At 67.6% G+C, this 25,470-nt stretch carries 20 protein-coding genes; 7 read left to right on the top strand and 13 right to left on the bottom strand.

Features of this window, described 5'->3' with window-relative positions; genetic code table 11:
• Positions 1 to 43: 43 nt before the first annotated feature.
• Genes OG474_RS38955 through OG474_RS38935 form a run of 5 tightly spaced genes read right to left on the bottom strand, consistent with a single transcriptional unit; the run spans position 44 to position 4,933 of the window.
• Positions 44 to 643, bottom strand: a complete 600-nt coding sequence (locus OG474_RS38955; protein ID WP_405058666.1) for a hypothetical protein — start codon at positions 641 to 643, stop codon at positions 44 to 46.
• Positions 640 to 2,865: a hypothetical protein gene (locus tag OG474_RS38950; RefSeq protein ID WP_405058665.1), complete on the bottom strand. Its 2,226-nt coding sequence runs from the start codon at positions 2,863 to 2,865 to the stop codon at positions 640 to 642. The genes OG474_RS38955 and OG474_RS38950 overlap by 4 nt, the downstream gene beginning before the upstream one ends.
• Positions 2,862 to 3,218: a hypothetical protein gene (locus tag OG474_RS38945; protein WP_405058664.1), complete on the bottom strand. Its 357-nt coding sequence runs from the start codon at positions 3,216 to 3,218 to the stop codon at positions 2,862 to 2,864. Before OG474_RS38945 ends, OG474_RS38950 begins: the two co-directional genes overlap by 4 nt.
• Before the next feature lie 12 nt (positions 3,219 to 3,230).
• Positions 3,231 to 3,992 carry a YaaA family protein gene (locus OG474_RS38940; protein WP_405058663.1) on the bottom strand — a complete coding sequence of 254 codons (762 nt, stop codon included), beginning with the start codon at positions 3,990 to 3,992 and terminating at the stop codon, positions 3,231 to 3,233.
• Positions 3,989 to 4,933: an aldo/keto reductase gene (locus OG474_RS38935; RefSeq protein ID WP_405058662.1), complete on the bottom strand. Its 945-nt coding sequence runs from the start codon at positions 4,931 to 4,933 to the stop codon at positions 3,989 to 3,991. The genes OG474_RS38940 and OG474_RS38935 overlap by 4 nt, the downstream gene beginning before the upstream one ends.
• A gap of 34 nt (positions 4,934 to 4,967) precedes the next feature.
• Here OG474_RS38935 and pepN point away from each other — a divergent pair, with 34 nt between their 5' ends.
• The 5 genes from pepN (at position 4,968) to OG474_RS38910 (ending at position 16,115) form a co-directional block, all read left to right on the top strand.
• A complete protein-coding gene (pepN, locus tag OG474_RS38930; RefSeq protein WP_405058661.1) occupies positions 4,968 to 7,424 on the top strand; it encodes an aminopeptidase N in 2,457 nt (818 codons plus the stop codon).
• Positions 7,425 to 7,648: 224 nt separating this feature from the next.
• The gene (gene sepH, locus OG474_RS38925; RefSeq protein WP_405058660.1) at positions 7,649 to 9,148 is read left to right on the top strand and encodes a septation protein SepH; all 1,500 of its coding nucleotides are present in this window, start codon (positions 7,649 to 7,651) and stop codon (positions 9,146 to 9,148) included.
• Positions 9,149 to 9,401: 253 nt separating this feature from the next.
• Entirely contained in the window at positions 9,402 to 9,815 is a 414-nt protein-coding gene (locus tag OG474_RS38920; protein ID WP_405058659.1) for a hypothetical protein, read from the top strand.
• A 1,331-nt stretch (positions 9,816 to 11,146) separates the two neighbouring features.
• Positions 11,147 to 14,983: a discoidin domain-containing protein gene (locus tag OG474_RS38915; protein WP_405058658.1), complete on the top strand. Its 3,837-nt coding sequence runs from the start codon at positions 11,147 to 11,149 to the stop codon at positions 14,981 to 14,983.
• Between the two features lie 43 nt (positions 14,984 to 15,026).
• Positions 15,027 to 16,115, top strand: a complete 1,089-nt coding sequence (locus tag OG474_RS38910; RefSeq protein WP_405058657.1) for a Gfo/Idh/MocA family protein — start codon at positions 15,027 to 15,029, stop codon at positions 16,113 to 16,115.
• Here the strand turns inward: OG474_RS38910 and OG474_RS38905 are convergent.
• Genes OG474_RS38905 through OG474_RS38875 form a run of 7 tightly spaced genes read right to left on the bottom strand, consistent with a single transcriptional unit; the run spans position 16,112 to position 23,285 of the window.
• On the bottom strand, positions 16,112 to 16,669 hold the full coding sequence (locus OG474_RS38905) for a GNAT family N-acetyltransferase (protein ID WP_405058656.1): 558 nt from the start codon (positions 16,667 to 16,669) through the stop codon (positions 16,112 to 16,114). The genes OG474_RS38910 and OG474_RS38905 overlap by 4 nt on opposite strands.
• Complete coding sequence (locus OG474_RS38900) at positions 16,666 to 17,949, bottom strand: ROK family transcriptional regulator (RefSeq protein WP_405058655.1); 1,284 nt, start codon at positions 17,947 to 17,949, stop codon at positions 16,666 to 16,668. Before OG474_RS38900 ends, OG474_RS38905 begins: the two co-directional genes overlap by 4 nt.
• Before the next feature lie 33 nt (positions 17,950 to 17,982).
• The gene (locus OG474_RS38895) at positions 17,983 to 19,236 is read right to left on the bottom strand and encodes an enolase C-terminal domain-like protein (RefSeq protein WP_405058654.1); all 1,254 of its coding nucleotides are present in this window, start codon (positions 19,234 to 19,236) and stop codon (positions 17,983 to 17,985) included.
• A complete protein-coding gene (locus tag OG474_RS38890; RefSeq protein WP_405058653.1) occupies positions 19,237 to 20,109 on the bottom strand; it encodes an NAD-dependent epimerase/dehydratase family protein in 873 nt (290 codons plus the stop codon).
• Positions 20,106 to 20,987, bottom strand: coding sequence for a carbohydrate ABC transporter permease (locus OG474_RS38885; protein WP_405058652.1), 882 nt, complete (start codon positions 20,985 to 20,987; stop codon positions 20,106 to 20,108). The genes OG474_RS38890 and OG474_RS38885 overlap by 4 nt, the downstream gene beginning before the upstream one ends.
• The gene (locus OG474_RS38880) at positions 20,984 to 21,859 is read right to left on the bottom strand and encodes a carbohydrate ABC transporter permease (protein ID WP_405058651.1); all 876 of its coding nucleotides are present in this window, start codon (positions 21,857 to 21,859) and stop codon (positions 20,984 to 20,986) included. The genes OG474_RS38885 and OG474_RS38880 overlap by 4 nt, the downstream gene beginning before the upstream one ends.
• 49 nt (positions 21,860 to 21,908) lie before the next feature.
• Positions 21,909 to 23,285, bottom strand: a complete 1,377-nt coding sequence (locus OG474_RS38875; RefSeq protein ID WP_405058650.1) for an ABC transporter substrate-binding protein — start codon at positions 23,283 to 23,285, stop codon at positions 21,909 to 21,911.
• A gap of 196 nt (positions 23,286 to 23,481) precedes the next feature.
• On the opposite strand from OG474_RS38875, the gene OG474_RS38870 reads away from it, so the two are divergent.
• Both OG474_RS38870 and OG474_RS38865 read left to right on the top strand, forming a co-directional pair.
• A complete protein-coding gene (locus OG474_RS38870) occupies positions 23,482 to 23,847 on the top strand; it encodes a VOC family protein (RefSeq protein ID WP_405058649.1) in 366 nt (121 codons plus the stop codon).
• A 38-nt stretch (positions 23,848 to 23,885) separates the two neighbouring features.
• Positions 23,886 to 24,353, top strand: a complete 468-nt coding sequence (locus OG474_RS38865; RefSeq protein ID WP_405058648.1) for a GNAT family N-acetyltransferase — start codon at positions 23,886 to 23,888, stop codon at positions 24,351 to 24,353.
• Here the strand turns inward: OG474_RS38865 and OG474_RS38860 are convergent.
• Positions 24,350 to 25,408, bottom strand: coding sequence for a DUF4185 domain-containing protein (locus tag OG474_RS38860; RefSeq protein WP_405058647.1), 1,059 nt, complete (start codon positions 25,406 to 25,408; stop codon positions 24,350 to 24,352). The genes OG474_RS38865 and OG474_RS38860 overlap by 4 nt on opposite strands.
• Between the last annotated feature and the right edge of the window lie 62 nt (positions 25,409 to 25,470).

The following is a 25,470-nucleotide window of genomic DNA, read 5'->3' as shown; positions in this document are numbered from 1 at the left end:
GTCAACACCGCGAGACCGACAGCCACTCTCCAACTCAGCTCACTCACCTACTCGGCGACGCCGTCGGTCGCGGCAAAACGCCGGTCTTTGGTAGATCTAGTTGAGCCACAACCTGCCGCGTGATGGCCGCGACATCCGAAACCGAGTCCCGCCCTGGCGTGTGATTCTTCACGTACACGCGGTACCGCCAATCGCCCCGAATGAGGTGTGCGACGCCGGCGATCTCGTTCGAGACGTCTTCCTCCGCGTAGCCCTGCCCGTCAGAAGGCGAAAAGACGAAGGACGGCTTCCGACGTGCGAGCTCGGTCACCACAGCCTGGTCCTGAACCGGAAAAATTCCCAACCGCTGTACGTCCACCCGCAATGCGTAGGTAGTCCGATCGTCATTAATTGTGCAGTCAGCCAGATTCAGTCGGGACCCATCCGGATTCCGAGTACCACTCAACTCCGGCATGCTGCCGACCGCCTCGAATTCAGTTGTCCCCAACGCCTCAGCGACACTGTCAGCCGAAACGAAGCCGCACAAGACTTTGCTGGCAGGAGCGGACGGCAGCGGTGTCGAGTCTTCTTTGTCACCGCATCCGGCCAGCAACGTCAAGGCCAAGGACACCGTCACCAGCCACCCGGACGACCTCGTCGTCATTGTGCACCTCCATGGGCACTGAGCAGTGTCAGCACAGTGCCGTACGGATCGACAACGCTGTTCTGCACCCAGTCACTGGGACCCATTCCACTGCGGGTATACCAGTCGTGAAAGCCGGCGCTCGCGAAGTCGAACGCGGGTGGACTGACCGGTTTACCGTCCGGGCCCAGCACAAAAGCGTTCGAAGGAGGCGGCAGTCGCCTGCCTGGCCTCGGCCCGTTGGCCAGGTCGTAGTATTTCTGATCGAAGTACCCAGCCCGCAGCATGTTGCTCACCGCGAGTTCTTTCAGATTCTCCAGGATCGCCGACTTCTCGGATTCGTAGTCGGCAGTCGGCTGATTGCTCGGCGCGTTGGCTATTGCGGCGAGACTCGCATCCGTCACCTGGTCGAGGATCAGGCCGGTCCACTTTCCGGTCGGCATCGGAATGAACGGCAGCTTCAGCGCCAGACCAATGGCGTTCGAAACGTTCTGAGCGCGCACCTTGTCAAAGTCTTCGTCGCTCTTCTTGCCCTTGATGCCATTCATGATGAGGAAGCCCATCGTGGAGCTCAACTGAGTCGCCACGCCAAAGACTGCCGGCGACTTGCCCACCCCGTTGATCATGTCCACAGGCACGTGAGGATCACCCTTCAGATCCTTCGCGAACGCATAGCTGTACATCAACTGTCCGGCTGCTCCAACGCCGGCCGCGACGACCTTGAGGTGGTTCGGGTCTTCAGCCAAGATGCCGATGATATGCCCCAGCGCAGCGGGACTGACCGCAGCGCCGAACGGGCCTCCCGGCGGGAAGCCTGTCGGCGCCTCGGCCAGCCAGCCTGCACTTTGCTTGTCCTTGACACCATTCCCAAGGCCCGCGACCCGGATCAGGTCCGGACTGTAGCTTGCGAGCATGCGAGCCAGGCTGTCCCGCATGGCTGTACCGGGCTTCCATCCTTGGTGATCGTTGTAGCCCTTATAAGACCCAACAACTTTGCCTTGACCGATGTGATCGCCGATGAGGGCGAACGTCTGGCTGGCTATGGTGGCTGAGGTTCGGCCTTCGGGGGTGCGGTCTCGCCAGGTGGTGGTGGCGGATTGGAGGGCGTTGCCGAGGGCGTCGCCGGCGTCGCCGGGCCAGGTACCGGGGAGGTCGGGGTATTTGTCGGGGAAGTCCGGCCAGGCGCGGTCTTGGATGAGGTATTTGAGGCGGGAGTTGACGGCGACCTTCTGGCCGTTGACCTCGATGTCCGTGGTGGCGGCGTGGGGGTTGGAGACGTCGAAGAAGTTTTGGGCTGCCTCGGGGTTGCGGGACAGGGACTCCAAGACGTTGGCCATCACGTCCGGCATGATTCGGCCGTCAGGTTGGTAGGCGCCGGCGAAGACGCGGTTCGGCTCCCAGAAGCTGCGCGGTGCCCAGACGGGGTTGTCCTTGTGGGCGTATTCGTAGTCGTAGACCTTGCTGCTGACCGTGTCCAGGAATCTGGTGGAGAAGCGGCCGTAGCGGAGGAGCATCGAGAGGGACTGGCCCTGCCCGTACATGACTTCGGAGGGAGTCGAGCTTTGGCTCTTGCCTTCGGTGATCGCGTCGGCGTATTTCTCTGCGAAACCGGCTGGCAGGCCTACGCCCTCGACGTCTCGGGTCGCGGTGGCGAGCGTGGTACCCAGAGCTGAGACGAGGGTGGTGTATTGCCTCGTCCAGGCTGCCAGTTCCGGGGACTTCTTGCCGTGCTCGGTGAGGATGCTTTCGCGCTCGCGGGAAGCGAATCGGAGCGCCCAGGAGAGTTGCTTCAGGTCCGTGGTGCCGGCGAAGCCGAGAGCGAAGTACGGGTCGCTCTGGTTCTTGGCGAGTACGGCGACCAGTTCGGGGCTCAGATGGCCTGGATCCGCGTTGATCTTTGTGGCGATGTCCTTGCCGAGGGCGCGAGCCTGGTCCGGCGTGAGGGTGGAGAGCAGAGACTCGTCAATCCGGACGCTCCCCCTGTTTCCCTGATAGTGGCGGCCGAGGTTGATGGATTGGTTCTCGATCTGTTGCGCCAGGGAGAGGCGACGGCGTAGGCCTGGAAGTTGTTGCGTGGCCCAGTCGGCCGTCTGGGTGATGACGGCGGCTTCTTGGGCGGAGGCGAGGATTCCGCTGCTGGTGCTTTTGATGCGGCGGCCTGTGGCTTCCAGCGCTCCGGCGGCGTCTGTCATGCGTCGGATGAGGTCGGCCATGGCGACCAGGTCGATGGTTGCGAGGGTCACTGGATGCGTCCTCGCTGCCGCCAGTGCAGTTGCCAGGCCGTTGGCTCGACCTTGTCGGGTTCGGCGCGGTGGATGGCTTCGACCTCGGTGAGGCAGGCTTGGGCCGCGTTCTTGACGGATTTGTCGCGGCCTTGCAGGTCGGTGCCGAAGGCGGCTGAGGTGCCGCCGGTCCAGGCGCCGGAGGCGAAGGCTGCCTTGGCTGCATTCAAGGCTATGGTCGCGCCGTGGACGTCCTGGCGCACTTTGGGCAAGGCCTCGCTGACCGCGTGTTTGTACGGATTCGGAATGTCCCCAGTCATCGTCTCCCCCAGATTCGACTTACCGGAGGAGATCGTAGCCTGCAGCCGATCCACTACTGGGTGTGGTCAGTCGCGCTCGACCACGGTGAGGGTCCAGCCGGAGGCGGCGGGCTGTAGCTCGGCGTTCCAGCGGTCGGTTACTAGTTTGTGGAGGGCTTTGGGGGTGCCGGGGTCTTTGCCTGACTCGAGGAGGTGGCGGGCTACTAGGCCGCGGGTGTGTTTGGCCATGTGGGAGACGACGGTTCGTATGCCGTTGCGCTCGCGGACGACGTTGACCGAGACCCACTTGGTGGCTCGGTGGGCGGTTGGGCGCCAGGCGGCTACGTAGGTGGAGGAGCGGCAGTCGACGATTACGCCGTCGGCCTCGGCTAGGGCTGCGGCCAGGGGCTCGCGCCAGACGCCGGCTAGCGGGCCGTGGCCGGGGAGCGTCGTACCCATGGAGAGCCGGTACGGCGGTACGCGGTCGGCTGGGCGTAGTGCGCCCCAGGCGGCGGAGACGACCAGGAGGCGGTTCGCTGCACGGCGTTTGGTGCCGGCGGAGAACGTGGAGTAGCCGAGAGCGTCGTACAGGACACCGGAGTAGAGCTCGGAGACCGGTACGGCGGGTTCGGTGCGCCAGCGTGTGTTGCGATCGACCTCGGCTTGCAGGGAAGCGCCGACCCCGAGCACGCCGTACGCGTCTTCCGAGGCGGACACCTTGGCCAGCGTCTCCAGGACCTGCTCGCGAACGGGGTTGAGCTCGGGGAACGACAGGGAGCCGAAGTCGACGGCGCGACCGCGGGACCGGCCAGTCTTGCCCTCGGACGGGGGCAGCAGGATCAGAGTCACGTGAGGTCGTCCAGGACGGCGAGGTCGTCGAGGGTCGGCTCCCAGGTGCCGGCCGCGACGTTCTGCGCGATCTGCTCCGGAGTCGTCGCGCCGGCGATCACCGAGGCGACCGCAGGCTGTGCGGCCAGTCCGCCGATCGCGACGTCGATCATGGTCAGGTCGCGCTCGGCGGCGAAGGTCTCGAGCGCCTCGATCTTGTCGAAGTCGGCGCGGGCCAGGCGCTGCGGCTGCCCGGCCAGCCGGGTGCCCTCGGGTGCCTCCTCGCCGCGCTTGTACTTGCCCGTGAGCAGACCGGCCGCCAGCGGGAAATAGGGCAGGATGCCGATCCCGAGATGCTCGCAGGCGGGAACGAGCTCGTCCTCGACGTCACGCTCGAGCAGGGAGTACTGGTTCTGGGCGCTGATGAAGTGCTCGTGACCGCCGGTCCGGGCGGCCCAGTCGGCGTCCACCACCTGCCAGCCGGCGAACTGCGAGCTGCCCAGGTACCGAACCTTGCCCTCGGCAACTAGCTCGCTGAGCGCAGCGAGGGTCTCCTCGATCGGGGTGACCGGGTCCGGCACGTGCAGCTGGTAGAGGTCGATCCAGTCCGTCCCGAGCCGGCGCAGACTCGACTCGACCGCGCGGCGGATGTAGCGGCGCGAACCGCGCACGCCCCAGTCCGGCCCGTTCTCGCCGTGCATGTCGCCGCCGAACTTCGTCGCGATGACCACCTCGTCGCGGCGCGCACCGAGCGCCTTGCCCAGCAGCTCCTCGCTGAAACCGAGCTCACCGCGGTAAACGTCGGCAGTGTCGAACAGGGTGATCCCCGCGTCGACAGCGGCGTTGACCACCGCGTCGGCCCGGGCCCCGTCGAGGCGTCCGCCGAAGTTGTTACAGCCCAGCCCGACCACACTCACCGTGAGGCCGGAGTCACCCAGTTGCCGGTACGCCATCGTGCTCATGCCTAGAGACTAGCTACCGCATAGAGTTGCGGTCATGCCGAGTCTCTCCGTCGACGGCGCCCGTACCCGGGCCGCCGCACTCTCCGTCCAGTCGTACGACGTCGATCTCGACCTTACTCAGGGCGAGCGAACGTTCGGATCCACCACCGTGATCAGGTTCAGCGCGTCTGAGCCGGGCAGCTGGCTGGATGTGAAGCCCGACGAACTGTTGTCGGTGACGCTGAACGGGGAGCCGGTCGACGTGACCGGGCTGACCGACGGGCGGCTCGAGCTGACCGGGCTGCAGGCGGAGAACGAGCTCGTCGCGGTCGCCACGATGGCGTACACACACGACGGCGAGGGCATCCACCGCGCGGTCGACGCCGCCGACGGTCTGACCTACACGTACGCGATGTCGTTCCTGGACGCGGCGCCGCGGATCTTCGCCTGTTTCGACCAGCCGGACCTCAAAGCGCCGTACCGGGTGAAGGTGACCGCGCCGACCGAGTGGCTGGTGCTGGGCAACGGCGCGGCGACGCAGGTCTCCCCCGGTCGCTGGGAGCTGGCCGAGACGAAGCCGCTCTCGACGTACTTCGTCACGATCGTGGCCGGGCCCTACTACCAGATCACCGACGAGCACGACGGGATCCCGCTCAGCGTGGTCGCGCGGCAGGCGCTGAAGGAGGCGCTGGACCGCGAGGCCGCGGACATCTTCCGCGTCACCAAGCAGTCCTTCGACGCCTACCACCAGATGTTCGGCTACCGGTACCCGTTCGGTGAGTACCACCAGGCGTTCGTGCCGGAGTTCAACGCCGGCGCGATGGAGAACCCGGGCTGCGTGACGTTCCGCGACCCGATGGTGTTCCGGTCCACCGCGACCGACCAGCAGCGCGGCGTCCGCGCCAACACGATCGTCCACGAGATGGCCCACCAGTGGTTCGGTGACACGGTCACGATGAAGTGGTGGAACGACCTGTGGCTGAACGAGTCGTTCGCCGAGTACATGGCGCACCGGGTCTCCTCCACGTCGACCGACTACACGGACAACTGGGTCGAGTTCTCCTACGTCCGCAAGTGGTGGGGCCTGCAGGCCGACCAGCGCTCCTCGACGCACCCGGTCGCGGCCGACCCGGTCAAGGACGCGATCTCGTCGCTGGACGACTTCGACGGCATCTCCTACGCCAAGGGCGCGGCGGTGCTCAAGCAGCTGGCCAACTACCTCGGTGACGACATCTTCCTGGCCGGGGTGAACGCGCACATCCGCGCCAACGAGTTCGGCAACGCGACCTTCGGCGACCTGCTCGCCAAGTGGACCGAGGCCGGCGCGGAAGACATCGACAGCTGGGCACAGAACTGGCTCCGTACGCCGGGTGTCGACACCATCACCGCGGTCCGGACCGCGGACGGGATCAAGCTCCGCCGGACCGCGCCCGCCGAGTTCCCGGCGCAACGGCCGCACAAGCTGACCGTCGGCGGGTACGACGCCGACGGCACCGCCACGATCGTCGACGTGGTCATCGACGGCGACGAGGTCGACGTACCGCTGGACCCGGCGACCCTGGTCGTCATCCCGGACACCGGCGACGACACCTGGGCGAAGATCCGGCTCGACGCCGACAGCCTGGCGAACCTGACCGTGGTGCTGCCGAAGATCACCGACGGCGTGACGCGGGCCGTCGTACTGAACAGCGTGCGCGACTCCGCGGCCGACGCCGAGCTCGACCCGCGGCTGGGGTTCGACATCCTGCTCGGCATGCTGGCCTCCGAGACCACCGACGTCGGTGTCAGCACGATGGTCCACTGGGCCTCCACCCATCTCCTCGGCGTCTACCTGCCCTACGAGGAGAACCGGGTCCGGCTCCACCAGGTGCTCGCCGAGCGGCTGTCCAGTCTTCCGGCCGGCAGCAGCTTGCAGCTCGCCGTCGTCCGCGCGTGCGGGCGGTTCAGTGCCGACACCGCCCAGCTGCAGGGCTGGCTCGCCGGCGACGGCGTTCCGGAAGGCGTCACGATGGACGCCGACCTGCGCTGGGTCATCATGCTGCGGCTCGCCCAGATCGGGGCGATCGGCGAGGCGGAGATCGACGCCGAGTTCGAGCGCGACTCGTCGTCCGAGGGCAAGGTGCACGCCACCCGCTGCCGCGCGGCACTCCCGCTGGCGGAGGCCAAGGAGCGTGCGTGGGCGACCATCATGACCGACGCCGACGTGCCGAACTACGAGCTGGACGCCGCGTCCGAGGGGTTCTGGCACCCGATGCAGGCCGAGCTGACCGCGCCGTACCTGGACCGGTTCTTCGCCGAGATTCCCAGCACCGAGAAGCTGCGCTCCGGATGGATCGTGGCCGCAACGGCCCTGCTGGCCTTCCCGCGCTTCGCGGTCGATGAGCGGGTCGTGGCGCGTGCCACCGATCTGATCGCGGACGAATCCGTCGCGGGCGGTATCCGCCGTTCGGTGGGCGACCGCACCGACGATCTGAAGCGTGCGCTCGCTGTTCGGGCGGCGTACAAGGTCTGACTTGTGCCAATTTGAATTTGTGACGGTCAGCAGGGCCCTTTCGTCTCGCAGTCACGGCGGGTTGTGACTACTGTGACTGGTGTGACGTGAAGGGCCTTGGTGAGCAGCGTGAACGTGATTTCGTGACGTAACCTCCACAATGACCGGCCGGTACGGCGTGCCGGTCTTGGTCAGGCCCCCGTCCCGGGAGAGACTGTCGAGAACCGCACAGGAGAACAAAGGCAATGCGCGAGGCGAGGCTCGTCGGTCTGAGTCAGGATGGCACCAAGCTGATCCTGGCGATGTCCGAGACGGGTGAGGAGTTCGCCGTCCCGGTCGACGACCGGTTGCGTGCGGCCCTGCGCGGCGACCGTGCCCGACTCGGCCAGCTGGAGATTCAAATGGAGAGCGCGCTGCGCCCACGAGACATCCAGGCTCGGATTCGTGCCGGGGAGAGTCCCGAGGCGGTCGCGGCCGTTGCCCAGATGCCGATGGAGCGCGTGATGGCGTTCGCCGGGCCGGTCCTGGCCGAGCGCGACCACATCGCGAACCTCGCCCAGCGTGCCTCAGTACGGCGTCGCGGTGGTGCCGACGCGCCGACCCGCAATCTCGGTGCGTGGGTGACCGAGCGGCTCCGGACCAGGCACGTCGATCCGGCCTCGGCCGACTGGGACGCCTGGCGCCGCGACGACGGCCGCTGGCAGGTCCGGGTCTCGTACTTCGTCGAGGCCGAGGACGTCTCCGACCCGGAGCGCAAGGAAGAGAAGATCGCCCTCTTCGCGTACGACGCTCCCGGGCGTTACGCGGTCCCGGACGACGACGAAGCGCGCTGGCTGGTCGGCGAGCAGGCGCAGGTGCTGCCTCCCCCGGCGCAGCCGATCCACCAGCCCGGTGAGCGGCGATTGACCGCCGTCGCCGATATCGATCTTTCGGTCGCGCCCGATCACGGCGCCGACTCGTACGAGGCCGGCTTCGAGGACACGATCAGCCTGCCGCGCCGCAACAACCCCGGAAACCAGCCGGTTTCCCGGGATGCGGAGCGCGGTCCGCGGCGCGTGCACTCGGTGCCGAATCCGGATGAAGAGCCGACGCTGATCGACGTACCGATCGAGCAGCCGCCGGCGTTGCACCCGACGGTTCGCGCGGTCGAGCGTCCGTCCCAGCCGCCGGCCGAGACCGCAGCATTCGCGCCGCCGGAAGAGCGTGCGGCACCGCCTTCGAACCCGTTCACCGAGCGGCGCGATCCGGCTCCGTTCCAGGAGTCGCGGAACGCGCCGGAGCGGCCAGCTGGTCCGCCGCCGGGGTCGGTCGAGCGCGGACGCCCAGAGGCCGAGCCGACGCGTCCGCCCGCGCAGCCGCCGTACGAGCGTCCTGCCGCGACAACTCCTGCGGCCCCCGTCCGCCCGGTCGAGCAGCGCCAGAACGAATCACGCCCGGCTGACCCCCGCCAGGCCGAGCCCCGGCCGGCTGAATCGCGCCCAGCCGACCCGCGTCCGACTGAATCACGTCCGGTGACGCCGCAGCCGACTGCGCCCCGGCCGACCGAGCTTCGGCCGCAGCAGCCGGTCGCGCCGACGCGTCCCGTCGAGGAGACCCGGGCGCCCGCGCAGGAGCAGCTGCCCGAGGAGCCGGCCGCCGAGGCCGCCCCCACGGAGGAGCCGAAGAAGAAGCCGGCCAAGCGCGGCTCGAAGCGTGCCAGTGTGCCGAGCTGGGACGAGATCATGTTCGGCAAGAAGGCCGACTGAACTGACGGCATCAGCGGACCCGCATCGATTCTTCGGTGCGGGTTTTGTCGTATCTACGGACAGTTGTCCCAGATCGCGGACAGCGTCGTGGGTGGTGTTGTCGATGCGCGCGGGCTCTGCCATGATCATCGGCATGCAGAACCTGCTGTGTTGTTGCTGTTGTTGTCGCTGACGCGCGCCGTCTCCGGCGCACGAGGCCCTGCCCTTTCCCAGGCCCGCCCGCCGACACCAGCACCCACAGGATCTTGCACCCATGAATCTTCCGGCCTTTGCCGATCTTCTCGCGTCCCGCGGCCTCCGCCTGCTGCCCGGCTCCCACGCCGTGCCGGTCGAGCTGCTCGTCCAGCTGCCTGACGCCACGATCGCCCGCTTCACCGCCCGCGGCACCACGCTGCAGCTCCAGCACTACCCCGCCGACGCGCTGACCGCCGTCACCATCGCCGCCGAGTGCGGCTGCGGCGACCACCACCCGCAGACCGGCCCGGCCCGCGTCACCCTCAGCCGGTACGCCGTACCGACCGACGAGCGCACCATCGACGGCGAACTCCTCTTCGGCTGGCAGCACCACGAAGCAGGCCTCCTCCGCCTCACCGACGCCGCCACCCACTTCTTCACCCTCCTCGAAGACCTCCACACCCCCGCCCGCGAACTCGTCGGCGTAGCCTGACCCGCTGCCTCGGCCCGGGACGAACGCGGTGGTTGCTCGCCGCTGCGGTCGATTGGTAGATGACGGGTGGCTGAGCACTTTGCTTGACCAGTAGCCCCTCCTTCCCGAATGTGCTCGTCCCATCCCGCCGCTCGGATTCGGCCGGCTGGATCGGCGGTGGCTGGTCGCCGCTGCGGCCGGTTTTACGGAGACGGGTGGCTGGGGCGGTCTACGGCTGGGCCGGATGGTGCGGTCGGTGACCGCGGTTGCCGGTGCCTGTGGCTAACGGGCCGTGGTTGCCGCCGACGATCAGGAGGCTTGGTAAGTGACCCGCCGCGGTGGTTGCTGCCGGCAAAACCAGTTGGCCGGGCGATGCCGTCGGCGAGTGAACCCTCTGTGCTGCCCGCGAGTGAAGCCACCGTGCGGTCGGCGAGTGACTCCTCTGTGCTGCCCGACCGAAGCCACCGTGCCGGCCGCGAGTGAAGCCACGTGCGAGTGTGAGAAGTGGGCGCCGAGTGTGAGGAGAATCTCGCCGGAAATCGATATCCGGCGGCACGGTCCCCCCACTCGGTCGCTGATCGCACGGTGGCCCCACTGGCCGGGGGCAGTGACGGCGGACTGGGGAACCTAACCTCCCGAAAACGACCAGTAACGCTCCCCAGTCCCGATGCCCCGCGCCACCACCAGCGGCCGGAGACAACACGTTGGGGCCGGAGACAACAAGTCGTAGCCGGAGACCTATGGCAACAGGTCTCCAGCCGTCACAAGGTGTCTCACGCCACCACTGGTGGCGCGAGACCGCCCGTCCGCTTTGCTGGCCGGTACTTTTTTCTGGGGATGGCGACCAGAACTTACCGACTACCGTCACCCCGCCGACCTCAGCCGTAGCCCGGAAGCTCAAGCAACCGCAACCGTGGTCACCGGCCCCGCCATCCCCCTCAGCCACAGAACCGCTCAGCCACCCGCCTCAGTAATACCGGCCGCAGCGGCGACCAACCACCGCCCACCTCGCCGGCCGAATCCGAGCGGTCGGATGGGACGAGCACATTCAGGAAGGCGGGGTTACTGGCCAGACCGAGCGCTCAGCCACCGCACGACGCCCCGGCCGCCCCGGCCGACCGCCTCGACCGGTCCCGTTGCTAGCGCCACCTCGTGGGTTCCCCCACCAGCTTGTCGGTTTTGGACCCGCATGCGAGTCCAAAGCCCACAACCGGATGGGTCGACCCAGCAGATGCGGCGGGGGTCGGGAGGTTTGGGTGACCGGATGGTGGGCTCTTGAATTAGTAACACGCTTGGTTTAACTTATCGGCGCCTGACCTCGTGAGCTTCCGGACCGCCACCTGGAGACCTGCATGACCAGACGTCTGTTTGCCCGGTTCCTACCCGCCCTACTTCTCGCCGGTGCGATAGCTGTGCCGCAGCAGGCGCACGCGGCGAGCATGTATCCCAGTGGGGTCGGTGCCGATCTCGGGCCGGCGCCGACCACGCTCGGCGTGAAACCGGCGGCCGGTGACGACCCGGCTGGGTTGCGTACCGGGACCGAGCAGGGGCGTGGCTATTGGGAGACCAACCAGGCGGCCGGCACCGGCTATCTGGAGTTCGACGTCGACCGGGACTACGTAGACGAGATCGGCACCGACGGTGTCCTGGTGACGGTGACCTATCTCGACCGTGGGACCGGCAGCCTCGAGCTCCAGTACGACGCCGCCGCCAACCCGCAGGCCGATGCGACCGACGTCCAGCTGACCGACAGCGGCCAGTGGAAGACCGGGATCTTCGAGCTGACCGGGATCGGTTTCACGAACCGCCTCGGGGACGCCGACATCCGGCTGTTCGGCAGCGCCGACATCACCGTCGCCGGGCTGCGGATCAGTACGGCGGGTGCGTCGGTCCAGCTCGGGGCATCGCCGATCCAGTCCGGCATCAGCCCGCGCGCAGGTGACCGCGCCGAGGGCCTGGTGACCGGCGTACAGGATGGGCGTCCGTACTGGCAGACCGACCGGACTGCTCCGGCGCCGGGCACGAACTTCTTCTACATGAACGTCTCGGACACCTACCTGTACAACAACCGCAACCTGGTGCTCGTGAGCATCGACTACTTCGATGCGGGCAACGGCCAGTTCGGTCTGCACTACGACTCCCCCGGGTCGACGATCCCGGAGATGTTCAAGAACTCCGAGGTCATTCGCTACGGCGACTCCAAGACCTGGAAGACCTACACGTTCGCACTCCCGGACGCCGTCCTGACGAACCGCTCGAACGGCGGCGACTTCCGCATCCACAACGGTGACGGTGCGGTCGATCTGAAGGTCGCGGCGGTACGCGTGGCCAAGGTCGCGACCACGCTGAACGTCACCGAGGGCCTGCTCGATCTCATCGGTACGGCGGCGCGCGTCGAGAAGGCAGCCCGTGAAGGCACCCGCGACGGCCAGTATCCCGCCGGAAGCCGCGCCACCCTGCGCCAGGCAATCGACGATGCGCGCACAGTGGCGAGCACTCCGGGTGCGACCGACGTACAGGTGAAGCAGGCGCTCCGGGCACTGCAGGCCAGGCTCGACGCCTTCAAGCCGGTCGACACCAACTTCGCCAATACCGGTCCGGCGTCCGCCAGCGGCGGCACCGGGGCTGCGAATGTCAACGACGGTGATCACCAGAGCGCGTGGACGAGTGGACCGGGCGACTCCTGGTTGCAGCTCGACCTCGGCAAGACCCGGCCGGTCAACGACGTACGGGTCGAGTGGGCGCAGTCCTACTCCCCCGACTACACCGTCCAGGTCTCGAAGGACGGCCAGAAGTTCACCACGGTCGGCCGGACCGGCTCGCCGGGTGCCAACCAGTTCAGCCGCACGCGGTTCGCGACGACCAGCGCCCGGTACGTCCGGGTCGTGATGACCGGCTCCGAGTCGTACATCGTCCGCGAACTGCAACTGCGGGTCTCACCGGTCGCCACCCCGAAACCCCGGCTGGTGAGCACGGTGAACCCGACCGAGGACGGCGTGATCGCCGACTTCGATGCCACCGCGTACGGCGCCGATCGCAGCGGACGGAAGGATTCGACCAAGGCGATCCAGGCCGCGATCTACGCCTGCCAGGACGCAGGCGGTGGCACCGTCTGGCTGCCGGCCGGCCGCTACCAGGTGACCGACACGATCGAGGTGCACGCGTTCTGCACGCTGCGCGGTGACCGTCGCGATCCCGACAAGGGCCGCGGCGACTACGGAACACTCGTGATCGCCGATCTGAAGTCCGGTGACGACGGGCCCAGCCTGTTCCGGATCGGTGGCAGCGCCGGGGTCCTCGGCGTCACGACCTACTACCCGAACCAGAACGCGACCGCCCCGGTCCCGTACAACTACACCTTCGAGGTCCCGGGCGGCGCCTGGATCGGCAACGAGAATTACATGATGTCGACGGTCGCCGACATCACCATGCTGAACTCGTACCGCGGGATCGGGATCAGCACGATGCCGAACGACCGCGGCAACGCGCCGAGCTCCGGCCAGGTGCACGAGTCCACGACGATCCGGAACATCCGGGGAACCGCTCTCTTCGAGGGTGCCCGCGCCTACAACGGCGCCGACGTCGGCACCTGGGAGAACGTTGCCTTCAGCAACTCTTACTGGGCGACCGCGCCCGCGGCCTACCGGCCACCGACGAGAGCTGCCCTGGACGCCTGGACCCGGGCGAACGGAACGGGTCTCGCGCTCGGCGACCTCGAGTGGGATCAGTTCAACCGGATCTCGCTCGCCGACTACAAGACCGGGATCCACGTGGTCACCGGTCAGCGCGCCCAGTTCACCGGCAGCTTCCTGGGGCTGGACATCCGCCGTACCGACACCGGGGTGCTGGTCGACGAGATGGACAGCCGTTGGGGCTGGCAGATCGCCGGCGGACGCATCGAGGGCAGCGTCAAGGCGATCGAGAACAACTCGCAGGGCTACGTGAAACTCACCGATGTCGCGGTGACCGGGCCCGTCGAGGGCGTCGTGCACCGAATGAGTGGCAAGGCGCCGAGCTACACCCAGAGAGCGCTCCCCAAACCCACCCAACGCCTGTACGTCGTGGACGCGCCGCACGGGATCGGGTATCTGCCCGCCGCCGACGCGACCAGCGCCGTACAGAAGGTCCTCGACTCCGCCGGGCGGCACGGCGGCGGCATCGTCTACCTGCCGGCAGGCTGGTACCGGATCAGCACGCACCTCCGCGTCCCGGCCAAGGTCGAGCTGCGCGGCGCATCCGCCGTACCGAACCGGGACCAGGGTGGTGCCAGCTACGGAACCGTCCTGCACGCCTTCGAGGGTCGCAACACCCCCGATGGCACTCCGCTCGTCACGCTCGGCAAGGACGCCGGACTCCGCGGGCTGCGCGTCTTCTATCCGGAGAACAACCCGGGCAGTGCCGACGGCGTCGTCCCCTACCCGTACGCCGTCCGCGGCTACGCAGGCGGGAACTACGTCATCAACGCCGGCTTCCCGAACACCTGGAACGGCATCGACCTGCGCGGCGACCACACCGTCGTCCGGAAGGTCGCCGGGGCGTTCTTCGACCACGCCATCCACCTCGGCGCCGGTCGGGACGCCCGGATCGAGGGCGTGCTCTCGAACGGGAACGCGGTCACCCGGACGGGCTACCAGCAGCCGTACTGGATGGACGAGGGCCGGATCTTCGAGCTCGTCATCGACAAGTACATGCGCAAGACCGCCAAGATCGTCACCGTCGACGGCACCACCGGCGTCACCCTGCTCAATGTGTTCGCCTACGGATTCCACGACGGCCTGGTCGTGAACAGCGGCCAGGTGGACGCGATCAACCTCGGCACCGACAACCTGGGCGACGGCGGCTTCACCGTGAAGGTCGCGGAGGGCGACGTCGCGGTCACGAACATCGCCCGCTACAACGGCGCGACGCTCCAGGGCCCGGCGGTTTTGCGCAACGTGATGGCGATCAACATGGTCCAGCGGAGTGTGAGCGTCGCGGCGAGCGGGAACGGTTCGGTCCGGATCGCCGGAAACGAGTCCGAGCCCGGGAAGTACGAACCGGGCGCGCAGGTGACCGTGACGGCGACGCCAACATCGGATAGCGTTTTCCAGAACTGGACCGTGGCCGGGATCCCCGTCTCGACCGACCCGTCGTACACGTTCACCGTGACCGCGGACCAGGTGCTGGCCGCGACCTTTACCCCTAAGTAGCACAGCACCCCCAAGTAGAACCCCACCGGCAAGTAGGAGCGAGATGGCTGACACAGACCAGCGCGTCGCGATCGTGGGATGCGGCATCATCGGCCGCACCCACGCGGACACCATCGCAGCACGACCGGACGCGACCGTCACGGCGCTCGTCGACAACGACGCCGACGCCCGTGCCGCGCTGGCTGCCCGGCTGAAGGAGGCCGGACAGCCGGAGCCTCAGGTGTACGACGACCTGGCCGGAGCGCTGGCCGGGTCCGAGGTGACGCTGGTGGCGATCTGTACGCCGAGTGGCACGCACGCCGCGCTGGCCGAGCAGGCGCTGGACGAGAAGAAGCATGTGGTGATCGAGAAGCCGCTCGACGTCGAGCTGAGCCGGGCCCGCCGGCTCGGCGCAGCGGCGAACCGGGCGGCCAACCACGGCGTGGTCGCGTCCGTGATCAGCCAGCACCGGTTCGATGCCGGTAGTGCGCAGGTGAAGCAGGCGATCAACGCCGGCCGGTTCGGTCAGCTCACGTCAGCCGTCGCGACGGTCGCCTGGTGGCGGAGCGACGAGTACTACGCGTCCGCCGGCTGGCGCGGGACGTGGGCGCAGGACGGTGGTGGTGCGCTGATGAACCAGGGCGTGCACACCGTCGACCTGCTGCTGTGGTTCATGGGCCGGCCGGTCAGCATCTACGCCCAGGCGATCCGCGCGGCGCACCAGGCGATCGAGGTCGAAGACACCGTCGTCGCCACGATCACCTTCGAGAACGGTTCCGTCGGCACGCTGCACGCGACCACCGCGGCCTTCCCCGGCGGCCGGACGCGGGTCGCCGTCCACGGCACGGAGGGCGGCGCCGAGCTCGAGGACGATCTGCTTGCCCGGTTCAACGCCGACGGCATCAAGGAGGACCAGCCCGTCGACGCCGGTCCGCCCGGTGGCCACAAGGCGCAGTACGACGACATCCTGGCCGCGATCGCGAACGGCGAGCAGCCCGGCATCACCGTCCACCACGCGATCGACGCCCTGGCCACGGTCAAGGCCGTCTACATCGCCTCCACCCTGCAGCGCCCGGTGAAGTTCATCGACGTGCTCGAGGGCCGCTACGACGACGTAGACGTCTCCCGCGGCATTGGCCTGCCCCCGGCCTAGGCGCCGGGTGGGCGGTCGTTCAGGATGCGCTGGAAGAGGTTGGAGTCCTGCCAGCGGCCGCCGATATAGAGGTAGTTCGGAGCGAAGCCGATCTGGGTGAAGCCAGTGCGTTCGAGTACGGCGTGCGATGCCGCGTTGTGCACGAACACACTGGCTTGGAGCCGGTGCAGCTTCAACTCGGTATCCGCGAGCTCAGCGGTGGCGTCCACCGCCATCGTCATCAACCCGCGGCCGACCGCTTCGGCGGCGAGCCAGTAGCCGAGGTGGGCGTTGCGGAACGGGCCCGGCACGATGTCGCTCAAGGTGACCGCGCCAACGATCCGGTCGTCCTCGGCGAGCAACAACGGCACCGCCGTACCGCGGTTGAAGCCCTCCAGTATTGACGTCAGCCGTGCCCGCTGGCCTTCCGCAGTGAACCAGTCCGCGGGGCGAGCCGGCTCCCAGCGCTGCAGGTGATCCCAGCTGCGGGTGTAGGCATCGGCCAGCGCGGCGGCATCGTCGAGAGCGGCCAGACGGAGTTCGACAGCCGGTGTGAGTTGGCGGGGCTTGATCACTTCGGAAGCCTACGAGCCTGACTCGAGCCGCTGACCCGCGGGGTGAAGGCGTCGTGGAAGATCGTCGAGGCCGCACCGACCGCGGCCGCGTCGGTCTGCAGCATCGACTCCTCGACGACCACCGGCCGGATCTCGCGCGCGACCGGATGCAGGTTCACCGCCCGGCCGATCTCGGTCAGCAGGATGGCCGAGATCTCCGGCGCGTACGCCGGTCCTCCGACCACCACGAGGTCGATGTCGAGCAGGTCAACCAGCCCGACCGCGCCTTGCCCGATCACCTGACCGATCCGGGTCGCCGCCCGCCGCGCAGCCTCATCGCCTGCGGCCGCGGCCCGGCAGACCGCCTTGTACCGCTTGGCCTCGTCGGTCGCGTCGAGATCCGTCTCGACATACCCGTACGACGCGGCGATCACCGGCAGCGAGGCGGTCGGGTTGCACTCGGGCACCATCTGCGGGCCGGACTCGACGTCCCACTCCCCCATCCGCAGCGCGGCGACCTGCCCGAACTCGCCGGCATTCGCCGTACCGCCGCGGTAGATCGACCCGTTCAGGATCAGTCCGCTCCCCACCCCGGTCCCGAGATAGAGGTAGGCGAAGTCGCGCGCCCGCGCCGAGCGGCCGATCCAGCGCTCGCCGATCGCGGCCGCCGTGCCGTCCTTCTCAACAAGCACCGGGTGATTCAGCTTCTCCTGCAGCAACTGGCGGATCTTCAACCCCCGCCAGGCCGGCTGCAACGGCAGCGCCAGCAACGACCCGTCGGCGTCGATCGGCCCCGGTACGGCGACGCCCACGCCCAGCATGGACTTCGGGTCGACCTGGCTGATGCTGAGCGCCGCGGTCACGGTCGCCGCGGTCAGGTCGATGAGCCTGTCGGTCGGTAGATCGTCGGCCAGGTCGACGGTCTCGCGGCGCACGATCGTGCCGTCCAGGTCGACCACCGCAACCGTCAGCAGCTCCGGATCGAGATGGATGCCGACCGCGTGCGCGGCGTTCGAGCGCAGCCGGACCGGCGTGCGCGGCTTACCAAGCCGCTCCGCGCGCTCCTGAGCTTCCTCGACCAGCAGTCCCTGCTGCAACAGGATCCGCAGGATCCGCGAGACCGACTGCTGCGTGAGCCCTGTCCGCCGGGAGATCTCGGTCCGGCTGATGATGCCGGACAGCCGGATCGTCTCGATGATCACAGCCTCGTTGAAGGACCCCAGGTCGTACTGGTTCGCCCCTGCGCGTCCTGGTTCCTCGAACCCGTCGTCGGCCGTGCCCATCGTCCACCTCCCCGTCATGTCAGCCGTGATCGTACTGCGAGAACACCGAGGTCACGGTGCTTCGAGAGCACCGTCGATCCGGCGCACACCCGCCGCCCACTCGTCGTGCCCGGACAACTGCGCCGGATAACGGGCCGCGGCCTCGGGATCGAGGTCGATCCCCCAGCCCGGCGCGTCGTTCGGGGTCAGCCAGCCGTCCTCGATCCGGAGCGTGCCGGGGAAGACCTCGTGCACGGCGTCGTCGTACAGATGGCCCTCTTGGATGCCGAAGGCAACAGAACTGACGTCGAGCGCCACGTTCGCGGCGGCGCCGATCGGTGAGGTGTCGCCCGGGCCGTGCCAAGCAGTCCGTACGCCGCACAGCTCGGCAAGGTCGGCGAGTTTGCGGGCCGGAGTGAGCCCGCCGATGTCGGAGACGTGCGAGCGGATGAAGTCGACGCCACCGTCCCGGACCAGGCGAACGGCGTCGCCCATCGAGGTCGTCAGCTCACCCACCGCCAGCGGCACCGGCGAAGCGGCCCGCACCTCGGGCAACCGATCCCAGTGCTCCGGCGGCAGCACGTCCTCGAGGAAGAACAGCCCGTACTCCTCCAGCGACCGCGCCAGCAGCACGGCCTCCTTCGGCGTCAGCCGCGAGTGCACGTCATGCAACAGCTCGATGTTGTCCGGCAGCACATGCCGCGCCTCCGCGAACAGCTCCGGCGTCGCCCGCAGGTAGTCACGTGCCGACCAACCGTTGCGGTACGGCGCGTCCGGGTAGAGCGTCGGTACGGCGGGAGCGCCGTACCCGCCGCCGCCAGGAGTCGAAATCTGCAGGCGAATGTGGCGCTGCCCCTGCGATACCAGCTTCTGCGCGTGGTCGAGCGCGTCCTCGATCGTTCGCCCGCTGGCATGCAGATACGTGTCAGCGGCTGCTCGCACCTTGCCGCCGAGCAGCTCGTAGACCGGCATGCCGGCGCGCTTGCCGGCGATGTCCCACAGCGCCTGATCGATCCCGGAGATGGCGTTGTTGGTCACCGGGCCGCCGCGCCAGTAGCCGCTGAAACCGGCCAGCCGGGTCAGGTCGCCGATGTCACCGGGGTAGCGGCCGATGATCAGCCGGGCCAGGTGCTCGTCGACGAACGTCTGCACGGCCTTCCAGCGCTGGGTGAACGTCGCGCAACCGAGCCCGTACAGCCCGGGCTCGGTGGTGTCGATCTTCACCACCACCAGCGGGATGCCCTGTGGCGCGGTGACGATCGCCTGGACCGACCGGATCCGGACGTCGTCCCGGACCGGCCACGGCTGGTCGAAGTTCGAGGGCATTCACAGCTCCAGGGTCGGAAGGTCGAGTTCGTGCTGGGCCTGGAAGCCGAGCACGGTACGCACCGCGTTCAGGTCGATCGGCACCTCACGCCCGACGAACCGCCGCAGCCGCGGCACCTCCGGCGCGAGCACATCCAGCAGGGACTCGGTCGGGTACGGCGCGTTCGTCGTACCGGCCGCGACGAAGAAGGTGTGGGCACCTGACAGCGACGCGGTCAGGCCCAGCTCGATCGCGTACGCCGCGTCCCGGCTGTCGAGATAGCTCCAGACCTCGCGCAGTCCGCCGGACGGATCGGCCCGCATCCCCTCGGCCTGGGACAGCAGGACCTCGGCCGAGTTGGTGTGCGGGAAGCGCAGCGAGACCACGTCGATCCCCCACCGCCGCCATGCCATCCGCGCGGTGTTCTCGTCGTTCTGCTTGGACAACGAGTAGGGGTCCGCGATGTCGGTCGGGATCCGCTCATCCAGCGGGTAGTACGCCGGGCTCACCTCGTGCGGGTTGAACACCAGCCCGGTCGCGTTGATGCTGCTCGCCACCACCGCGCGTTCGATGCCGCGGGCACCGGCCTGCGCCAGCACGTTGAACGTCGACACGACATTGATGCTGTACACGTCGTACGGCGTACCGGCGGCCGGATGGGCCAACGCGGCGAGATGCACCACGAACTCGGCACCCTCGAGCGCGTCGGCGACATCGGCCTCCGAGCGCGTGTCACCCACGAGCACCCGATCCGCCTTCAGATCGGGATGCACGTTGTTCGACAAGGTCGTCACCAGTGCGCCGAGGTCGTTCAGCCGTTGCACAGCGACCAGACCGATCCGGCCGCTGGCACCGGTCACCAGCACCCGTCGGCCGTTGAGTGCAGACGTCACTCCTTGATCCCCCCGCTCATACCGACACCTCTGAGGAACTGCTTCTGGAAGACCAAGAACAGCACGACCGGGATCAGCACCGCCAGGAACAACGCGCTCATCTGCAGGGAGATCTCAGTGGTCTTCGCCACCCGCGGGAGGGCGACCGAGATCGGCTGCAGCTTCGGGTCCGGCAGGACGAGCAGCGGCCAGAGGTAGTCCTTCCAGGAACCGATCACGGTCAGCAGCGCGACCACACCGACGATCGGCTTGGACAGCGGCAGGATCAGCGAGGTGAACATCCGCAGGTTGCTCGCGCCGTCGATCCGGGCGGCCTCGATCAGCTCGCGCGGGATCGAGTCGAAGTACCGCTTCATCACCAGCACGTTGAACGCCCCGGCCGCCGACGGCAGCCAGACCGCCCAGAACGTGTTCTGCAGGCTGATCCCGAGCACGGGCATCTTCAGGATGGTCATGTAGAGCGGGACCAGCGAGATGACACCGGGCAGGAAGAGCGTGGCCAGTACGGCGCCCGTAACGATCGGGCCCCACTTCGGCCGCAGCACGCTCAGGACGAAGGCTCCCGTCGTACAGACGAACAAGGTCGAGATCATCGAGCCGATCGCGATGAACGCCGTGTTGCCGAGGTAGGCGCCGATCTGGACGCGGTTCCAGGCATCGGGGATGTTCTTCCACTGGATGCCGGACGGCCACAACTGCATCGGTCCGCTGACGATGTCCTGACTGGTGGACAGGCCGGACTTGAGCAGCCACAGCAGCGGTCCGACGCCGGCGACCAGTACGCCGATGAACAGCAGGACCTGGATCGTCGGCAGGCCGTAGCGGACCGCCGTACGGCGCCGGTCCTTCGGTGAGATGATTCCGCGCTCGTGGCTCATGGTGTGCTCCAGCGACGAGTGACGAAGTGGTAGACGATCGAGAGCAGGCACAGGACCGCGGCGAGCAGCACGCTGAGCGCGGTCGCGGCGCCGAAGTCGCCGTTGACGAACGCGTACCGGTAGATCAGCAGCAGGATCGTCGTGGTGGCGTTGTTCGGGCCGCCGCCGGTGAACAGGAACGGTTCGGTGAAGACCTGGAACGTCCCGATCAGCTGCAGCAGCATCATGATGAAGATGATTCCGCGGATCTGCGGCAGCGTGACGTGCCAGATCCGGCTCCAGATCCCGGCGCCGTCGAGCTCGGCCGCCTCGTACAGCTCCGTGCGGACACCGGTCAGCGCCGCCAGGTAGATGATCGACGTGGCTCCCGCGCCGGCCCAGGTCGCCTCGAGGACGATCGCCGGCATCGCCAGGTCCTGCGAGTTCAGCCACGCGAACGGCCCGATCCCGAACCAGCCGAGGACCGTGTTGAACACACCCGAGGTGCTCGGGTCGTAGAAGAACGTCCAGAGCAGGATCGCGACCACCGGCGGGACGACGGCCGGCAGGTACGACAGCAGGTTGTAGAGCCAGCCGGTCTTGCGCAGCTCGCTGACGAACACGGCCAGGAACAACGGCACCGGGAATCCGAAGACCAGTGCCAGCGCGGCGAAGTACAGGGTGTTCAACGCGGCCTGCGGGAGTTGCGGGTCGGACAGCACGTAGCTGAAGTTGCCCATCCCGACCCACTCCGGGGGCGTGACCAGGTTGTTCTTCTGGAAGCTGAGCACCAGACCGCGGACGATCGGGCCCCAGGAGAAGTAGAGGAAGGTCAGCACCAAGGGGATCGCGAACAGGATGGCGCTGACGCCGCCGGAGCGGTACCAGGTCACGATCGACCTGGTACCACCCTGGCTCTGCTTAGTCGATTGGAACATGGGCTTACCGCGCGAGGCGGGCGTCGATCTTCGTGGCGGTGTCGCTCAGCAGCTTGTCGATGTCCGCGTCCTGCTTGGTGAGAACCTGCTGGACGACCGGGTCGAGCAGCGAGTAGACCTCCTGGCCCTTGTTGCCCGGCTCGGGCAGCAGCTTCAGCGAGGTGGTCGAGTCGATGTAGCTCTGGAACTGCTTGATCGGCACGTTCACGTACGGCTCACGCCACTTGTTGTACTGGTCGAACGTCTGCTGGCTCAGCGGGGTGATGGCCGGCCGGCCGACGAACCCCTTGTCGGCGATCGAGTTCTTGGCGTCGGCGACCGCGACGGCCTCCGACGTGTACTTCTCGAACTGGTCGAACTTGATCCACTTCAGACCCGCGACGATCTCGTTCTTGGTCGCCTTCGGGCTGATCATCTTCAGCGAGCCACCGGTCAGCGTGCCGAACGGGCCACCGGCCTGCGGGAGCGCGCCCTCGCCGAAGTCGGCGGGCTTCATCGCGAACTGCTTCACGCTCATGTCGTAGGCGTCCGGCGCCTGCATGACCATGCCGATCTTGCCGGCCGCGAAGTCCTGGCGGACCTCCTCCTGGTTGTAGAGGAACCGGCTGCCCATCGAGTTGTCGGTCCAGCGCATGTCCTTGAGCAGCTGCAGCGCCTTCTTGGTCGGCGCGTCGTTGAAGGTGCTCTTCTTGCCGTCCTGGCTCTGGACGGTGCCGCCCATGCTGTAGGTCATCGTGGTCAGCATCCAGCCACCGGTGTTGTTTGTGGTGAGCTGCGCGTAGCCGGCCTTACCGGTCTTGTCCGCGATCTGCTTGGAGTACTGCCGGACCTCGTCCCAGGTCGTCGGCGGCTTGTCCGGGTCGAGCCCGGCCTGCTTGAACAGTGCCCGGTTGTAGGCCAGGCCGACCGAGAACACGTCGGTCGGTACGCCGTAGATGCGGCCCTTGTCGTCCTGGACGATCTTCAGCACGTTCGGGTTCAGGTCCTTGGTCAGATCGACCAGCTTCAGCTCGTCGGTGATGTCCGGGAGCTGCTTGTTCGGGATCATGTTGGCCGGCTCGGTGAAGCTGATCGCCATCACCGTCGGCAGCGTGCCGCCGGCCACCTGGGCCTGGAAGGTCTGTGCCTGCCAGCTGGTCTCGGTCGTCTTCACGGTGATGTTGGGGTACTTCGCCGTGAAGTCCTTGACCTTCTGCTCGAACGTCTTCAAGTCGTTCGGCTTGTCGGGGGTGGGGCGGTCCCCGACCGTGATCGTGACCGGCGCGTTCTGGTCGATCGCACCGGCGCTGTCCGCGGGCGTGGTTCCGTCGGCACACGCCGCCAGGCCGAACACCAGTCCCGCCACGCCCAGCCCGGCGCCCAACCTGTTCACTCTCGTCATCGGAACTCCTCAGGTTTCCGGATGCACCGATGTGCTCTGAGCCACACCGGCGAAATTCTTGAGTAAGTTAAACCAAGCGTGTTACTAATTCAAGACCTGCCCACCCACTGGTCCGAATCGTTGCCAACCACCCCCGATGTCGAGCGCGTCCGGCGGTCTCCGACGTACCGGCTGAACACTCACCTCAGGAGGACCCATGGCAGACCACGTTGTGCACTTCGAGATCATCGGGACCGACCCAGTCGCGCTCCGCCGCTACTACAGCGACCTGTTCGGTTGGTCGTACGACGTCGGGGACGCGTCCTCCCCCGCCGTCTCGGAGCCGGGGCAGTACGGCTTCGCGACCAACGCCGGCCTGAACGGCGGCGTCGCCGGTGGACCGACCCTCGCCCCTAAGGTCGTGTTCTACGTCGGCGTCGACGATGTCGCCGCCGCGCTGAGCCGGGCCGAGGAGCTGGGCGGACACCGGACCTTCGGGCCCGACGGGACACCGGGCGTCTTCGTGGTCGCTCAGTTCACCGACCCCGAAGGGAACCTGATTGGGCTGGCCGGCCCGAAATAGATTCGCCGGATGGTCCGGCGGTCGCCGAGGATGGCGGGATGCTGCTCCGACCGGCGACCGCCGACGACTTCGACTTCCTGGCCGCGATGATGCTGGAGGCCTGCAACTGGACCGGAGAGGCATGGTTCACCCTGGAGAAGGCGCGCGCCGACGACAAGGTCTGGCGGTACGTCGAGGGCTGGCCGCTGGCCGGTGATTTCGGGGTGGTCGCGGAGATCGACGGCGTACCGGCCGGGGCTTGCTGGGCGAGGTTGGTGGCAGGCGGATACGGGTACGTCGCGGACGACGTGCCCGAGCTGACCCTCGGGGTCTCGCCGTCGTTTCGGCGGCGCGGAATCGCGCGGGCGTTGCTGACCGCGCTGGCCGACACCGCGCGAGCGGCGTCGTACCAGCGGCTGTCGTTGAGCGTCGACCCGAACAATCCGGCGGCTGGGCTCTACGCGACCGTCGGGTTCCGGAAGGTGGGCGTTGTGCAGACGTCGGACACGATGGTGCTGGAGCTCTAGCCGAAGCCGCGGACCCGGAACTGCATGGCTCGGTAGGGCCAGCCCGCGTCGGTCTTCCACTGGCTGACCGACAGGTGCAGGTCGCTCAGGGTGGAGCCGGGGATGATGTAGCCGCCGTACAACTGGGCGACGTGGTTGTCGTTCTCCTGACCCCACGCGCCGCCGTAGATCAGGGTCTGGCGGTAGGCCGTGTAGAGGTTCGAGGTCGGGGTATCCATGATCAGGCCGTCGATGCGGTAGTCGCCGGCGTTGAACCAGGTCAGGACCCACTTGCCGCCGAGCGGCCGCAGGCACAGTTCGCCGAAGCTGCCGTTCAGGATCGGGGTGGCCGGCTTGCCCCAGCCCCAGGCGTTGTCGCGGAAGCCCCACGGCTCGTAGGCGGCCGGGTTCGCGATCTGGTTGCTGCGGACGCGCTTGAGGATGATCGGCTTGTCGCGCTGGAAGCCGGTCGAGTACACGTACACGTAGCCGTCGTTGCCCTCACCCCAGGTGATGCACTGGAACAGACCACCGTCGATGTTCGGATCGAACTTCGCGCCGGTGTGGTACCAGTTCGCGCCCGAGTTGTCGCTGCGCCAGATCTCGGTCCACACCACGTTCCCGAGACCCTTGTTCACCATCACGTGCAAGTACATCGACCCGCCGATCGTGATCACGTCCGACGGCAACACGGTCGAGAACGTCGGATTGTCGTGCGGGTAGTCCCACAACTGCTGAGCCGCCGCCCCACCCACGGCCCCCGACCACGTCACTCCCCCGGCGAGGTCCGTCGTACCCGACCACAACGCCACCGGCGACCGCCACCACCCACCGCCGACCCGAGCCTCCTCGAACGTGTCCCCGAACACGAACACCATCCGCCCATCCGGCGCCCGCGCCGGAATCCCCAGATCAGTAGCCGCCATCCGGAACCGGTCGGTCAGCCCCGGCCCAGTCAAATCCTTCACCTTGCTGGTGCTGATCGCCTGCACCCCAGCCAACGCCGTACCAGGCAGCGCGCTCGCGACACCAACACCTGCCACTGCACTCAGCAATGTTCTCCGAGAAAGCTCCATCGACTGACTCCCAGGTCATGAGGGCGGACGGGCAATCGATTTCTCCCGCCACCCTCCAAGAC

Source organism: Kribbella sp. NBC_01505 (assembly GCF_045040285.1).
Lineage (GTDB): Bacteria > Actinomycetota > Actinomycetes > Propionibacteriales > Kribbellaceae > Kribbella.
The sequence above is the reverse complement of the archived record's forward strand: the minus strand, read 5'-3'. Positions and strand labels throughout refer to the sequence as shown.

Excerpts from the sequence above, each read along its gene's own strand:
- OG474_RS38875 (WP_405058650.1), bottom strand. The coding sequence starts at position 23,285 with ATGACGAGAGTGAACAGGTTGGGCGCCGGGCTGGGCGTGGCGGGACTG.
- OG474_RS38915 (WP_405058658.1), top strand. The coding sequence starts at position 11,147 with ATGACCAGACGTCTGTTTGCCCGGTTCCTACCCGCCCTACTTCTCGCC.
- OG474_RS38860 (WP_405058647.1), bottom strand. The coding sequence starts at position 25,408 with ATGGAGCTTTCTCGGAGAACATTGCTGAGTGCAGTGGCAGGTGTTGGT.
- OG474_RS38920 (WP_405058659.1), top strand. The coding sequence starts at position 9,402 with ATGAATCTTCCGGCCTTTGCCGATCTTCTCGCGTCCCGCGGCCTCCGC.
- OG474_RS38870 (WP_405058649.1), top strand. The coding sequence starts at position 23,482 with ATGGCAGACCACGTTGTGCACTTCGAGATCATCGGGACCGACCCAGTC.
- sepH (WP_405058660.1), top strand. The coding sequence starts at position 7,649 with ATGCGCGAGGCGAGGCTCGTCGGTCTGAGTCAGGATGGCACCAAGCTG.
- OG474_RS38900 (WP_405058655.1), bottom strand. The coding sequence starts at position 17,949 with ATGACGGGGAGGTGGACGATGGGCACGGCCGACGACGGGTTCGAGGAA.
- OG474_RS38910 (WP_405058657.1), top strand. The coding sequence starts at position 15,027 with ATGGCTGACACAGACCAGCGCGTCGCGATCGTGGGATGCGGCATCATC.
- OG474_RS38865 (WP_405058648.1), top strand. The coding sequence starts at position 23,886 with ATGCTGCTCCGACCGGCGACCGCCGACGACTTCGACTTCCTGGCCGCG.
- pepN (WP_405058661.1), top strand. The coding sequence starts at position 4,968 with ATGCCGAGTCTCTCCGTCGACGGCGCCCGTACCCGGGCCGCCGCACTC.
- OG474_RS38955 (WP_405058666.1), bottom strand. The coding sequence starts at position 643 with ATGACGACGAGGTCGTCCGGGTGGCTGGTGACGGTGTCCTTGGCCTTG.
- OG474_RS38935 (WP_405058662.1), bottom strand. The coding sequence starts at position 4,933 with ATGAGCACGATGGCGTACCGGCAACTGGGTGACTCCGGCCTCACGGTG.
- OG474_RS38895 (WP_405058654.1), bottom strand. The coding sequence starts at position 19,236 with ATGCCCTCGAACTTCGACCAGCCGTGGCCGGTCCGGGACGACGTCCGG.
- OG474_RS38885 (WP_405058652.1), bottom strand. The coding sequence starts at position 20,987 with ATGAGCCACGAGCGCGGAATCATCTCACCGAAGGACCGGCGCCGTACG.